The 13,785-nt window shown below is 63.0% G+C and carries 14 protein-coding genes and 1 tRNA gene; 12 read left to right on the plus strand and 3 right to left on the minus strand.

What is annotated here, in order from left to right:
• Positions 1 to 112: 112 nt before the first annotated feature.
• The gene (locus FPB55_RS06780) at positions 113 to 844 is read left to right on the plus strand and encodes an amidotransferase (protein WP_029887109.1); all 732 of its coding nucleotides are present in this window, start codon (positions 113 to 115) and stop codon (positions 842 to 844) included.
• 54 nt (positions 845 to 898) lie between these two features.
• On the opposite strand, the gene FPB55_RS06785 is transcribed toward FPB55_RS06780, so the two are convergent.
• The gene (locus tag FPB55_RS06785) at positions 899 to 2,335 is read right to left on the minus strand and encodes a M48 family metalloprotease (protein WP_029887110.1); all 1,437 of its coding nucleotides are present in this window, start codon (positions 2,333 to 2,335) and stop codon (positions 899 to 901) included.
• Positions 2,336 to 2,458: 123 nt separating this feature from the next.
• On the opposite strand from FPB55_RS06785, the gene FPB55_RS06790 reads away from it, so the two are divergent.
• Together FPB55_RS06790 and FPB55_RS06795 are read left to right on the plus strand one after the other, a co-directional pair.
• Complete coding sequence (locus FPB55_RS06790) at positions 2,459 to 2,698, plus strand: sulfurtransferase TusA family protein (RefSeq protein WP_009682015.1); 240 nt, start codon at positions 2,459 to 2,461, stop codon at positions 2,696 to 2,698.
• A 20-nt stretch (positions 2,699 to 2,718) separates the two neighbouring features.
• Positions 2,719 to 3,789 carry an AI-2E family transporter gene (locus FPB55_RS06795; RefSeq protein WP_029887111.1) on the plus strand — a complete coding sequence of 357 codons (1,071 nt, stop codon included), beginning with the start codon at positions 2,719 to 2,721 and terminating at the stop codon, positions 3,787 to 3,789.
• Positions 3,790 to 3,949: 160 nt separating this feature from the next.
• Here the strand turns inward: FPB55_RS06795 and FPB55_RS06800 are convergent, their stop codons facing one another.
• Entirely contained in the window at positions 3,950 to 4,423 is a 474-nt protein-coding gene (locus FPB55_RS06800; RefSeq protein ID WP_009682013.1) for a peroxiredoxin, read from the minus strand.
• A 10-nt stretch (positions 4,424 to 4,433) separates the two neighbouring features.
• A complete protein-coding gene (locus tag FPB55_RS06805) occupies positions 4,434 to 4,994 on the minus strand; it encodes a glycine cleavage system protein R (RefSeq protein ID WP_009682012.1) in 561 nt (186 codons plus the stop codon).
• A gap of 259 nt (positions 4,995 to 5,253) precedes the next feature.
• Here FPB55_RS06805 and dapA point away from each other — a divergent pair, with 259 nt between their 5' ends.
• The 9 genes from dapA to FPB55_RS06855 all read left to right on the plus strand — a co-directional run bounded on the left by dapA (position 5,254) and on the right by FPB55_RS06855 (position 13,717).
• Entirely contained in the window at positions 5,254 to 6,141 is an 888-nt protein-coding gene (gene dapA / locus FPB55_RS06810) for a 4-hydroxy-tetrahydrodipicolinate synthase (protein ID WP_009682011.1), read from the plus strand.
• A gap of 15 nt (positions 6,142 to 6,156) precedes the next feature.
• The gene (bamC, locus tag FPB55_RS06815; protein WP_009682010.1) at positions 6,157 to 7,278 is read left to right on the plus strand and encodes an outer membrane protein assembly factor BamC; all 1,122 of its coding nucleotides are present in this window, start codon (positions 6,157 to 6,159) and stop codon (positions 7,276 to 7,278) included.
• A complete protein-coding gene (locus FPB55_RS06820; protein ID WP_009682009.1) occupies positions 7,279 to 8,037 on the plus strand; it encodes an MBL fold metallo-hydrolase in 759 nt (252 codons plus the stop codon).
• Positions 8,038 to 8,067: 30 nt separating this feature from the next.
• Positions 8,068 to 8,778, plus strand: coding sequence for a phosphoribosylaminoimidazolesuccinocarboxamide synthase (gene purC, locus FPB55_RS06825; protein WP_004375217.1), 711 nt, complete (start codon positions 8,068 to 8,070; stop codon positions 8,776 to 8,778).
• 91 nt (positions 8,779 to 8,869) lie between these two features.
• Positions 8,870 to 8,959 (plus strand) — tRNA-Ser (locus FPB55_RS06830).
• Positions 8,960 to 9,522: 563 nt separating this feature from the next.
• Positions 9,523 to 10,383 (plus strand): SH3 domain-containing protein, encoded by an 861-nt coding sequence (locus FPB55_RS06840; RefSeq protein ID WP_009681801.1) that lies wholly within the window; start codon positions 9,523 to 9,525, stop codon positions 10,381 to 10,383.
• Between the two features lie 7 nt (positions 10,384 to 10,390).
• Positions 10,391 to 12,193, plus strand: coding sequence for a hypothetical protein (locus FPB55_RS06845; protein ID WP_144187851.1), 1,803 nt, complete (start codon positions 10,391 to 10,393; stop codon positions 12,191 to 12,193).
• 10 nt (positions 12,194 to 12,203) lie between these two features.
• The gene (locus FPB55_RS06850; protein WP_144187853.1) at positions 12,204 to 13,412 is read left to right on the plus strand and encodes a hypothetical protein; all 1,209 of its coding nucleotides are present in this window, start codon (positions 12,204 to 12,206) and stop codon (positions 13,410 to 13,412) included.
• Between the two features lie 113 nt (positions 13,413 to 13,525).
• The gene (locus FPB55_RS06855; RefSeq protein ID WP_003254720.1) at positions 13,526 to 13,717 is read left to right on the plus strand and encodes a YhfL family protein; all 192 of its coding nucleotides are present in this window, start codon (positions 13,526 to 13,528) and stop codon (positions 13,715 to 13,717) included.
• Positions 13,718 to 13,785 lie beyond the last annotated feature (68 nt).

Genomic DNA, 13,785 nt, shown 5'->3' on the forward strand with positions numbered 1-13,785 from the left:
ATAGGGCGCCGACAAAATGTGACCGTTCGTCAGTGCCGCCTACTTGCTTGTACGTGCCTTTCGCGTCAGGCTCTACAGCAGATTCCCACCCATGTCGTTCAGGACTAATCCTATGTCGTTACGCATCTGCATCCTTGAGACCGATGTTCTGCGGCCGGAATTGACGGCGCAATACCAGGGCTACGGCAGGATGTTCGAGCAGCTGTTCTCGCGACAGCCGATTGCCGCAGAGTTTCGTGTGTACAACGTGATGAACGGCGATTACCCCGCCGACAGCGAAGTGTTCGATGCCTACCTGGTCACGGGCAGCAAGGCAGACTCGTTTGGTACCGATGCCTGGATCCAGACGCTGAAGGCCTACCTGTTGAAGCTTTACGCGCGTGGCGAGAAATTGCTGGGTGTGTGTTTTGGCCACCAGCTGCTGGCGTTGACCCTGGGTGGCAAGGCCGAGCGTGCCGACAAGGGCTGGGGCGTGGGCATTCACCGCTACTCGCTGGCGGCGCACGCCCCGTGGATGGACCCTGAGGTGTCGGAGCTGACCTTGCTGATCAGCCACCAGGACCAGGTGACCGAACTGCCGGAAGGCGCCACGGTCATTGCCTCCAGCGATTTCTGCCCGAATGCGGCGTATCACATCCGCGACCAGGTGCTGTGCTTCCAGGGCCACCCGGAGTTTGTCCACGACTACTCCCGCGCGCTGCTCGATGCGCGCCAGGAATACCTGGGCGACGAGGTGTACCAGAAGGCGGTGGCCAGCCTGGCCAGCGAGCACCAGGGCGACCTGGTGGGCGAGTGGATGTTGCGGTTCATCCAGCAGCCGGTCAGCAAACACGACGCGGCGTAATGGCCGGGGGCTGCTGCACAGCAGCCCGATCGTGCCCCACGGCCGCCCCGGGGCTCAGCGCCCCATCATGTCCCGGACCATGCGCTGCTGCTCCATGATCTCGCGTTGGCGCTGGTCAATCTGCGAAGCCAGCGGGAAATTCCCGCCGGCCCGGCGCTTGGCGTAATCCAGCTGCTGGATCGCCTGGTCAAAGTCCCCCACCAAGGTGAAGTACTCTGCCCGCGCCCGGTGCAAGCCGATGGTATTGCCCGACAAACCGCGCACCTCGGCCATGTCGTACCACACGTCCGGATCATCCGGCCGGCTTTTCACCAGCTCGTCCAGCACTTTCTCGGCTTCGGCAGGCTTGTTCAGCTTGACCAGCAAATCGGCGCGCACTTGTTTCAGCGGGTAGTTGCCGGGGTATAGCTGCTGCATGCGCTCGGCGCGCTGCTGGGCATCGGCCAGGCGGTTGTTGGTGATGTCCAGGTCAATCTGCGCCAGGTTGTAGGTGATGTCGTTGGGCGCTTTGGCCAGTAGCGGCTTGAGCATTTCCCGCGCTTCGTTCAGCTGGCCGCCCTTGATCTGCGCCAGGGCCAGGCCATAGCGTGCAGCATCGAGTTTGGGGTCTTCGTCGAGCTGGGCACGGAAGCGCTTGGCCGCCAGCCCTGGGGTGCCTTCGTAGATAAGCGCCACGCGGGCGCGAATCAGCTGGTAGCGTGCGCTGTCTTCGATACCGCCCGGTGGCGCCTGGTCGGCGCGGTTGCGGGTGTCGGCGATCCGCGACTCGGTCACCGGGTGAGTCAGCAGAAACTCCGGTGGCTTGGCGTCATAGCGATACTGGCGGGCCAGGCGCTCGAACATGGTTGGCATGTTGCGTGGGTCGTAGCCGGCCTTTTCCAGGTTCAGGATGCCGATGCGGTCCGCTTCCTGTTCATTTTGCCGCGAGAACCGGCGCTGCTCCTGAATGGCCGCCGCCTGGGTGCCGGCGATCATGCCGATGCCGGCGTCGCCAGCGCCCCCCGCCGCCAGTACGATCCCGGCCAGCAGCGCTGCCATCATCGGCAGTTGCATGCGTTGCTGGGCCTCGACGCCGCGGGCGAAGTGGCGTTGCGACAAGTGCGCCAGTTCGTGCGCCAGCACCGAGGCGTATTCGCCTTCCGTCTGTGCGTTGAGGAACAGCCCGCCGTTGACCCCCACAATGCCCCCGGGCGCAGCGAAGGCGTTGAGCTCGCGGCTGTCGATGAGGATGAACTCCAGGCGCCGGTCCTGCAGCTGGCTGGTCTCGGCCAGCTTGTACACGCTGGTTTCGACATAGTCCTTGAGCTGCGGGTCGTTGAGCTGGTTGACCTGGCCGCGCAACAGGCTCAGCCAGGCGCGGCCGAGCTGGTGTTCCTGCTGCGGCGAGACGATCGCGGAGCTGGCGTCACCCAGTGATGGCAGGTCGTCAGCATGGCCGGGGAGGGCCAACAGGCAGGCCAGCGTCAGCAGGGTAGGGCGCAGTAGTTTCATGCACGAAGCTCGCGTCGGTGTCAAAGATAGCTACTGTAGCGGGCTCACACGTTGGCGACCAGTGGCGCTATCCTAGGCAGCCCTGCCAACAAGCAGTCTGGCAATGCCTTTGGAGACCCTGCAATGAGTGACACCCTGACCTGCGACGCCGTACTCGACGCCAGCGGGCTGAATTGCCCTTTGCCGCTACTCAAGGCCAAGATGGAGCTCAACCGCCTGGCCAGCGGCGCGGTGCTCAAGGTGATCGCCACCGACACCGGCTCGCAGCGCGACTTCCGCACTTTCGCCACGTTGGCCGGTCATACCCTGCTGCAGGAAACGGCCGAGGCCGGCACCTACACCTACTGGCTGCGCAAGGCCTGAGTCTTTACCAAGGATCGTCAATGTTCAAAGTGCTTCGCGACTGGGTGCAGCGCTACTTCTCCGATGAAGAAGCGGTGGTGCTGGCGGTCTTGCTGTTCCTGGCGTTCACGGCCGTGCTAACCCTGGGTGGCATGCTCGCGCCGGTGCTGGCGGGCATGGTGCTGGCGTTCCTCATGCAAGGCCTGGTCAATGCCCTGGAGCGCTTGCGGGTGCCCACGCGGTTGGCAGTGATGCTGGTATTTGCCCTGTTCATGGGGGCGCTGGCGCTGTTCATGCTGGTGTTGGTGCCGCTGTTGTGGCACCAGCTGATCACCCTGTTCAACGAGTTACCGGGCATGCTCGGCAAGTGGCAGTCGTTGTTGCTGTTGTTGCCCGAGCGTTACCCGCACCTGGTGTCGGACGAGCAGGTGCTGCATGCCATCGAATCGGTGCGCGGTGAAATCGGCAAATTTGGCCAATGGGCGCTGACCTTCTCGCTGTCCAGCCTGCCATTGCTGGTCAATGCCATGATCTACCTGGTGCTGGTGCCGATCTTGGTGTTCTTCTTCCTCAAGGACCGCGAACTCATCGGCCGCTGGGTCAGTGGCTACCTGCCACGCCAGCGCACCCTGCTGAACCGGGTGGGTAGCGAGATGAACCGGCAGATCGCCAACTACATCCGTGGCAAGGGCATCGAGATTCTGATCTGCGGCATTGCCACCTACATCGCGTTCATCAGCCTTGGGCTCAACTATGCTGCGCTGCTGGCGTTGCTGGTGGGGCTGTCGGTGGTGGTGCCCTATGTGGGCGCGGTAGTGGTAACGGTGCCGGTCACGCTGATTGCACTGTTCCAGTGGGGCTGGGGCGATCAGTTCATCTACCTGATGACGGTGTACGCGATCATCCAGGCGCTGGATGGCAACGTGCTGGTGCCGCTGCTGTTTTCCGAGGCCGTGAGCCTGCACCCGGTGGCGATCATTTGCGCGGTGTTGTTGTTTGGCGGGCTGTGGGGGTTCTGGGGGATCTTCTTCGCCATCCCGCTGGCGACCCTGATCAAGGCTGTGCTGGATGCCTGGCCGCGGCAGGAGCCTATTGTGTCACCGATGCTGTAAATTTGGGGCTGCTTTGCAGCCCATCGCGACACAAGGCCGCTCCTACAGGCATCGCGATTTCCGATGATGCCGGCCCGGCCCCGCAGTACTGCCGGCCGCCCCCGCCCGGCGTAGGAGCGGCCTCATGTCGCGTTAGGGGCGCAAAGCGCCCCCAACGATCTCAAGCCTTGTTCAGTGCCTGAGCTGCTGCCAACACGGCATCCACATGCCCGGGCACCTTCACCCCACGCCATTCCTGGCGCAGCACACCGTCCTTGTCGACCAGGAAGGTGCTGCGATCGACGCCCATGTACTCCTTGCCATACAGCTTCTTCAGCTTGATCACGTCGAACAGCTGGCACAGGGCCTCGTCCTTGTCGCTGATCAGCTCGAACGGGAAGCCTTGCTTGGCCTTGAAGTTCTCGTGCGACTTCAGGCCGTCACGCGACACGCCGAACACCACGGTGTTGGCCGCGGCAAAGGCTTCATGCTGGTCGCGGAAGCCCTGGCCTTCGGTGGTGCAGCCCGGGGTGCTGTCCTTCGGGTAGAAGTACAGCACCACCTGCCGGCCCTTGAGGTCGGCCAGGCTCACGGTTTGCCCGCCGGTGGCCTGGGCCTGGAAGTGCGCTACAGGTTGGTCGAGTGCTACAGCCATGATCGCTTCCTTACATTGGGTTCTGTGGGCGCCATGGCTCGATCAGCGCATCGAGGTTCAGGGCGTCGGCAAAGTCCAGGAACTGGTCACGCAGCCAGCTGATTTGCGTGCCGGCCGGCAAAATGACGGTGAACTGGGCATTGAGCATGCTGCTGCCGGTCTGCGGCGCCAGGTAGGTATCGCACGTCATGGCTTCCAGCTCGACGCGGTGGTCGAGGAAGAACTGGCACAGCTCGTTGATGATGTCCGGGCGGTAGGCGGCGCTGACGTAGGCCACATAAGGCAGGGCCTGCGGGCGTACCTCCTGGTCGGCGCTGCGCACCACGTCCAGGGTCAGGCCGTGCTTCTTGCCCAGGCTTGGCAGCATGGCTTCAAGGCGGGCCAGGGCGTCCCAGCTGCCGCCTACCTGCAGCACCAGGGCGCTGGTTTCGCCGTGGCGGCTCAGGCGCGAGGTAACCACCGCGCAGCGGTTTTCGAAGGCAGCGCGGCTGAGGACGTTGGCCAGTTCCATGGGGTTGGGCCCCAAGGCACTGATGACGAGGAATTGTTCGCGGACGGTGGGGGTGGACATGCAGCATTCCTAAAGCGATGAGCGGTCGGTACAGGACGGGAGAAAGCCTCCAGTCGGCAGGGCCCGGGGCTCGCATGCGAGGTCTTGGACGCTGGCCGGGAGCAAGGTCGACGGCCCGGCGGGCCGCGCTGCACCGATCAAAGCATCAAGGGTAGCGAAATAAGGCGCCGAGGGGAATGCTCCGCCCGCCTGCTTCGCTTGTGCAAGGCCGATGCCCCCAGTACCATTACCGCTCTCTTTTTCCGGCAGGAGCAGTTACATGATTGCGGGCAGTATGGTGGCATTGGTCACACCCATGGATGCACAAGGGCGTGTTGACTGGGGCAGCCTCGACAAACTTGTAGACTTCCACCTGGAAAACGGCACCCATGCGATCGTCGCTGTCGGCACCACCGGTGAGTCGGCCACGCTCGATGTCGAAGAGCACATCCTGGTCATCAAGCATGTGGTCGAGCGCGTCAAGCGCAGCAACAAGCCCATCCCGGTCATCGCCGGTACCGGTGCCAACTCCACTGCCGAAGCCGTGCACCTGACCCAGAACGCCAAGAATGCCGGCGCCGATGCCTGCCTGCTGGTGGTGCCGTACTACAACAAGCCAACGCAAGAAGGCCTGTACCAGCACTTCAAGCACATTGCCGAAGCCGTCGACATCCCGCAGATCCTCTACAACGTGCCGGGCCGCACCTCCTGCGACATGCAGGCCGAGACCGTGATCCGCCTGTCGACTGTGCCGAACATCATCGGTATCAAGGAAGCCACCGGCGACCTGGCCCGTGCCAAGGCCATCCTGGAAGGCGTTGCCAGCGATTTCATCGTCATGTCTGGCGATGACCCTACCGCTGTCGAGTTGATCCTGATGGGCGGCAAGGGCAACATCTCCGTCACCGCCAACGTCGCCCCGCGCGAAATGGCCGATATGTGCGAGGCCGCCCTTGCGGGCGATGCCGAGAAGGCCCGCGCTATCAACGAAAAACTCATGCCACTGCACAAAGAGCTGTTCTGCGAAGCCAACCCCATCCCGGTGAAGTGGGCGCTCGTTGAAATGGGCCTGATGAAAAAGGGTATTCGCCTGCCGCTGACCTGGCTCAGCGAAGGTTGCCACGACAAAGTCCGTACTGCCTTGCGCCAGTCCGGCGTACTGGTTTAAGAGGAAGTACACCGCATGAAGCGACTGGCTGGTCTTTCTGCCCTTGCCCTGATTATCTCCAGCACCAGTGGGTGTGGCTGGCTGTGGGGCGAGGATGGCTATTTCCGCGACCGCGGCAGCGACTACCTGCAGGCGCACCCTACCGCGCCCATGCAGCTGCCGCCGGACGCCAGCAACGTCAAGCGGCTCGACCCGCTGTTGCCAATTCCGCGTAACGTCGCCGATGACAACGTCACGGGCGAGTACGAAGTGCCGCGGCCGCAACCGTTGACCGGTGGCGCTGGCCAGGTCACCGACTACAGCCTGCAGCGCAGCGGCAGCAGCCGTTGGGTGCTGGCCCAGCACTCGCCGGCCGAGGTGTGGCCGGTGGCCCGCCAGTTCTTCGAGGACAACGGCTTCCGTATCGACGAGGAGCGCCCGCAGACCGGTGAATTCAACACCAGTTGGCAGCGCTTCGACGAGCTGTCGGCATCGCTCGGCCAGCGCCTTGCCAGCACTGCCAGCAGCGCTGACAGCGAAGTGCGCGTACGTGTGCGCATGGAGCCTGGCGTGCAACGCAACACCTCCGAGGTGTATGTGGTCAGCGTCGAGCGCCCGGCCGGCAGCACCGCCGAGCCTGCGTTCCCGTCCACCTCCGCCAATGCCGGCGCCGATGCCCTGCTGGTCGACGAAATGCTGGCCAGCATGAACCGCAGCGCCGAGAAGGGCGGTTCGGTGTCGCTGCTGGCTGAGCGTGATTTCGACGCGCCAAGCCGCGTCAGCCTGAGCGAGGACGGCAGCGGTAACCCGGTACTTTACCTGGGCTCCGACCTGGACCGCGCCTGGTCGGGTGTAGGCCGCGCCCTGGAGCAGGGTGGCCAGTGGCGTGTCGAGGACATCAACCGCAGCCTGGGCTTGTACTACATCAACCTGTCGGAAAAGCCTGAAGACAAGCAGAACCAGCCGGGCTTCTTCGGCCGCCTGTTCGGCAGCGAGCCCACCAAGGAAGAGCGTGAAGCCCGTGCCGAGCGCTACCAGGTCCGCCTGAGCAAGGTGGGTGAAAGCGTGCAGGTCACCGTCGAGAAAAACATCAACACCGTGGCGCCGCCCGATGTCGCTCGCCGTGTGCTGAGCGCCATTCAGGACCACCTGGGCTAAGTGCGCTTCGCGGTACTCGGAAGCGGCAGCCAAGGGAACGGCACGCTGATCGCCAGTGGTGACACGTTCATCCTGGTCGATTGCGGCTTTTCCCTGCGCGAAACCGAGCGGCGCCTGGCGCTGCTCGGGGTTTCGCCGGCGCAACTCAGTGCGGTGCTGGTCACCCACGAACATGCCGACCACGTGCATGGGGTCGGCTTGCTGTCACGGCGCTACAATGTACCGGTCTACCTCAGCCAAGGCACCTTGCGCGGCATGCGCAAGCCGGTGGAGGTGGCCGGTTTTCTCGCCTGTGGCCAAAGCCTGCATATCGGCAGCCTGCAAGTGAACGCCGCGCGGGTAGAGCACGACGCCTACGAGCCCTTGCAGTATGTGGTCAGTGACGGCAAGCGCCGTTTTGGCATGCTCACCGACCTGGGCTCGTACGACGCGCTGTTGCTGGAGCGCTACCAAGGCCTGGATGCACTGCTGATCGAGGCCAACCACTGCCGCGACCTGCTGGCGCGCGGTCACTACCCGGCGTTCTTGAAGCGGCGGGTAGGGGGCATGCAAGGGCATTTGAACAATCACCAGGCCGCGCGCCTGGTGCACGAGTTGGGCTGGAACAACCTGCAGCACCTGGTGCTGGCCCACCTCAGCAGCAAGAACAACCTGCCACATCTGGCGCGCCAGTGCTTCGTCGACACCCTCGGGTGCGACCCGGACTGGCTCCAGGTGGCGAATCAGGAACACGGGCTCGACTGGCGCGAAATCGCCTAGCCCAACACCTCAAGCAAGCGGAGCCCAATCATGGAAAAACGCGACGAACTCTACCGCGGCAAGGCCAAATCGGTTTACAAGACCGATGACGCCGACCGCTTGATCCTGCTGTTCCGTAACGACACGTCGGCGTTCGACGGCAAGCGCATCGAACAGCTCGACCGTAAAGGCATGGTGAACAACAAGTTCAATGCCTTCATCATGCAAAAGCTGGAAGAAGCCGGCGTGCCGACCCAGTTCGACAAGCTGCTGGGCGACAACGAGTGCCTGGTCAAGAAGCTGGACATGATCCCGGTCGAATGCGTAGTGCGTAACTACGCGGCCGGCAGCCTGGTCAAGCGCCTTGGTGTTGAAGAAGGCATCAAGCTGGAGCCCTCCACCTTCGAGCTGTTCCTGAAAAACGACGAGAAAGGCGACCCGTTCATCAACGAGTCCCACGTTGTTGCGTTCGGCTGGGGCACCGCCGAGCAGTTGGCAGAAATGAAAAAGCTGTCGTTGAAGGTCAACGAAGTGCTGAGCAAGCTGTTCGATGACGCCGGCCTGCTGCTGGTCGACTTCAAGCTGGAATTCGGCGTATTCCACGGCCAGATCGTGCTGGGTGACGAGTTCAGCCCAGACGGTTGCCGCCTGTGGGACAAAGAAACCCGCAAGAAGATGGACAAGGACCGCTTCCGCCAGGGCCTGGGCGACGTGATCGAGGCCTACGAAGAAGTTGCCAAGCGCCTGGGCGTGCCGCTGTAAGCGGTGCGTTCACGCAAGCGCCTGATACCACGCGATTTTTTTTAAAAAAAGGTTTGCGTTTTAAAAGAACGCTGGTATGATGCGCGGCATTGGAGAGATGCCGGAGTGGTCGAACGGGACGGATTCGAAATCCGTTGTACTGGCAACAGTACCTAGGGTTCAAATCCCTATCTCTCCGCCATACGCGAAGTAGCCGAAGCCCCCGAAAACGTTAAAGTTTTCGGGGGCTTCGTCGTTTTGGTGGTTTGGATCAGGGCAGCCATAGGCAAAATGGTTCTGTGATGTTGTCGGTGGGCAGTGTTTTTATTGCCCTGGAATCGTGTTTGCCGGGCTGGCCCCTTCGCGGGCACGCCCGCTCCCACAGGGGACGGTGCTGCACCTGAAAACCTGTGGGAGCGGGCGTGCCCGCGAAGGGGCCGGTCCTGCCGACGCTGAGGACCGCAACATTTTGTCTTGAACTGCCAATAGCACCTTGGGCTACAATGCGGCCCTCTACTACACCACTCACGCCCAGGCCAAACGCCGTAATGATTACGCGCGCTGGGCGATGACTTTTTCTGACATGGATTCGTTGGATGCTTCGCGCCGTACTGGTCTTCCTTTTTGCCCAGCGCCGGGCGGCTGAATTGCCGCTCGCGACCAGTGCCGCGCCCCCTCTCAAATCAACGCACACCTTCGCCTGCCGCCGCCTGCCATTGGCTGCGGTACGCGGCTGTGCGCCCCATCGACAATGGAGTGCTCCACTTGCGTAAGAAATTCGTCGCGTCCCTTCTGGCGGTCGCCATCGCTTCTACCACGGCCTGTGCACAGCTCGGGATCAGCAAAGAGCAAGCGGGCACGGTAATCGGTGGCCTGGCTGGCGTTGCCATCGGGTCGACCTTGGGCAGTGGCAACGGCAAGATTGCCGCCGCGCTGATCGCGGGTGGGATTGGCGCCTACGTCGGCAACCGCATCGGCAACATGCTCGATGAGAAGGACCAGCAGGCCCTGGCGTTGCGTACCCAGGAAGTACTGAGCCAGCAGCAGGCTACGGCCAGCGCCCAGCCCGTGACCTGGAAGTCCGACCATTCTGGTGCCAGCGCGCAGATCGTGCCAGGCAAGGAATACACCAAGACCAAGCAGGTCGAGGTCAAGCGCGCGCCCAAGATCCAGGCCGTGCCGTCGATGAAGCTGATCAACGAACCGTACGTGACCACCAGCGACAACCTGAACGTACGCGCCGCGCCGAACGCCTCTGGCGAGAAGGTCGGCAGCCTGAAGAACCACACCGAGTTCACCGCAGTGGGCGCCACCGGCGACTGGATCCTGGTCGGGCGCAAGGGGGTGACCGTGGGCTACGTGCACAAGGACTACGTGGAGCCCAAGGCGCAGGCCGTGGCCAAGCGCGTGACCCCGGCGGTAAACCTGGACGAGCTGGACGTTGCCGCCAGCAAGGAAACCCAAGCCTTCGACCTGGACTCGCTGCAGTCGCTGCCCACCCAGACCGTTGCCGCCGAAGCGGCCTGCCGCCCGGTCACCGTCAGCCTGAAGGCGCAAAACGGTAAGACCGAACAAGAGCAGAACACCTTCTGCAAACAAGCCAACGGCACCTGGGAACTGATCTGAGGACTCCATGAAAAAGCACGCGCTCGCGCTGGCTGTGATCGGCGTTTGTGGTCTGGTACCGCAAGCGTTCGCCCATGAGCTGGCCTATTCCAAGAAAGACAACATCAAGGTCGAAGTGCCTGGCGATGCCAGCACCTGGTGCAAACCCCAGGTCGACCTGACCATCAGCCGCCCAGCCTGGGATAACCAGGAACTGCTGACGGGCCTGCTGAGCAAGCTGCCGTTCGTGTTTGCCAAGGACTGCTCGACCGCCAAGGTGAGTTGGAAGGCAGTCGATGGCAACGGCAAGCTTTACGCCAGCGGCTCGGGCAATGCCAGCAACCTGGGGCTGGTGACACTGGCTGCTGCACCTGCCGTTGCCGCCCCGGCGCCTGCTGCACCGGAACCGGTACCGGAACCGGCAGCGGCCCCGGCAGCCGCCGAACCCGCCCCCGCGCCGGCACAACCGGCACCGGCGCCCGCCGTAGCGGCAGAACCAGCGCCTGCTGCGCCCGCCCAAGCCCCTGCTGCACCACCCGCGGCGGCCCCAGCCCCAGCAGTGGCCGCAGCCCCCAGCTCGGATTTTGGCCGCCCGGTGGTCCTGGCAAACCCCAACCTGATGCAGGTAACCGACGGCGCCGGCTGCAAATGGGTGCTGAGCAAGTCGATCATCGGCGCAGGCGACACCCTGTCGTTCGGCACCACCCCGGCCATGCCGTGCCCGGCCTCCGGCTTTGGCCAAGGCAGCTTCGACAGAATCAGCTGGAAAGCGGTGGGTACCTATCGTGGCGATAACTGGGACAAGGTCTATGCCCACCCCAGTGGCCTGATCTTCACCAAGCGCCTGGAGGCCGCAGTGAAGGACAAGGCGGTTTCCTACCTGACTGCCGACGCAGACCAGGCCGCATTCCTGGTGGGTGAGATCCCCGGCCGGCAGATGAAGGTGTACCTGACCTTCAGCCGTTCCAGCTATGGCGTATTGCGCCCGTTCGGCAGCGACCCGTACTACGTGGCGGTCACCCCGGACGAATCATTTGCCCTGGACCCGGCCAAGTACAAGGAGGCCGCGCTGGAGATCTTCGACCTGGTCAAGACCGCCTCGCCGTCCACCACCGATGTGGCCACCCTGTTGATCGTCAAGGACATCTCGGCCATCACCAACAGCCTTTGGGGCAATGACGCGCAGAAGATCACCCGCAACCGCATCGGCATCAACCGCCAAGGCCTGTTCTTCGATGTGCGCGACGGTGCCAACTGGGCGGTACAGCGTGAGCAGCAACGCCAGCGCGAGCTGCGCCAGCGCCAGCAGGAACTGGCGCGCGTGCACACCCGAGTGCTGGAGCGCTACCAACAGTTGCAGGACGGCATGAGCGAGTTCAAGGGGCGTGAAACCGAGGCACTGGCGCAGATGGCCGGCATCAAGGTGCGCTTCGCGTCGCCACTGGAGCAGCAGAACCCGGCTACCTCGGCCACTGTGGCGACGATGATGGTGCATGTAACCGGCAAGCAGGGCGACTTCTACAGCATCGACTTCCCGAGCAAAGGCCGCCTGGTCGCGGACGAGGAATACGGCGAGGGCTGGTACGTAACCCAAGTGGCCAACGCCACGCCGTACTACCCGCTGGACGACGGCCGCGCGGTGCCCACCTACCGCGCCTACAGCGCCGGCGAGCCAGAGGCCTGCAAGCAGGAACAATGTGCCGACCGCGTATCGTTCGGTGCCGTACTGGCCAAGGAATTCCCCAACGCCGGCATCGATTTCAGCTGGACCCCCGAGGTCTCCCAACAGTACGTGAACGACTGGAACAACGCTTCCGCCATGGTCCAGTGAGGCAAACACCATGATCAAACAGATGAACAAGAAGCAGCTGCTGATGGGCGGTGTGGCCGCAGCGGTGCTGGTGCTCGGCGGTGGCTATGCCCTGCTTTCCAGCTCGGGCAAGAAGGCTGCGATGGCCTACTACGACGACTTCAAGGAGCGCTACTTCCTGGAAGACGTCTTGTCCGAGGGCGACATTTCCTACTCGGCGTTTTCCGGCAACCTGACTGTGGCCGACCCGGAGATCCGCGTGGCCGCTGCACAGACCAACGGGGCTCAGCAGTTCATGCGCGGCCTGTCAGGCCTGATGGAGTCGGTACAGGGCAGTGCGGCCGGGGAAGGCCTGGCCGGTTGGGCCAAGTACCAGCTCAACGCCAGCCGTGATGTGGCCGGCGTGTACCTGAAGGCAGATGCGCTGAAGCTGGCTCACGACGGGGACAGCAAGGACGGCAGTATCCATGTGCAGTTGCTGGGCATGCAGATGGGCAACCCGTTCGTGGCCACCAAGGGCGCCGAGGTGGTATTGGTGGCCGATGTCAGCGACGAGATCCAGCCACGGGCCGAGCTGCTCGCCAACGGGCGCGCCGCCCCGTCGAGTTTCAACTGGGGGGGCAACATGGCCGTGCGCCAGCCGCTGACCGGTGCCTTCCTGGTCAGCAGTACCGGCGACTTTGGTACCACGGTCGACCTGGACTTCACCATCAAGCGCTCCAGCGACGGTGAAGGCTCGATGACGTTCGTGGTTACCCACCGCAACGACGGCTCCAAGGTCGGTGAGATCGTGCGCAAGGCGGAGTTCCAGTCGCTGCCGGAGCTGGACGATGTTGAAACCCAGCTCAAGGGCGCCCTGAGTGCCATGGTGATCGGTGCCTACAGCGCGTATTCCGGCCAGGCGGTGCTGGCGGAGGCGGTGAGCGGTTTTGCCCGCAAGGCCAAGGTCGAGAACTACACCTTGAGCTACAGCGGCTTCAAGCCGCTCAAGCAGGCGTTCAACGATTACCAGCAGCGGGTTCCCAAGGCCAAGTTCGCGGCATTCTGCCAGGAAGTGGGGCTGTCATCGTGGAGCAGTGATTTCGGCGCGAAGGCGAAGAACCACAGCGACTCCGAATGTGCCATCGGGCAGAAGCTGGTCGAAGACGGCCAGTTCGAGGAAACCTACACCTTCAAGGAAGGCAAGAGCCTGTTCGCAGCAGTGTTCGTGAGCAAGGCGTACCAGCTGGAAACCGATTGATAGGGGAGGGCTGAGCATTTAAGACCCTGCGACTTGGATCCAATGCTCAGTTTCTGTATCATCCCGCCGCCATCAGACGATGGCCGCAAATGTTTCATTTAAAGGACTTAGTAATGAAAAAGCTGTTCAAGGCCACTGTAGCCGTTGCTGTCGTTTCGGGTGTTGCCCTGCTGTCGGGTTGCACTGGCCAGGTTTACAACCAACCGAAAAACTGCACCTACGACTACCTGTTCCACCCTTCGGTTTCCATCTCCAAGATCATCGGTGGCTGCGGCCCGATCGATAAACTGCCTCAGCAGCAGTAATCTTGGCGGTACCCTGATCGCGCCCCTTGCGGCGTGATCCAATGCCCCCGGTCATGCAAATGGCCGGG

This window comes from Pseudomonas sp. BJP69, assembly GCF_007633355.1.
Classification (GTDB): domain Bacteria; phylum Pseudomonadota; class Gammaproteobacteria; order Pseudomonadales; family Pseudomonadaceae; genus Aquipseudomonas; species Aquipseudomonas juntendi.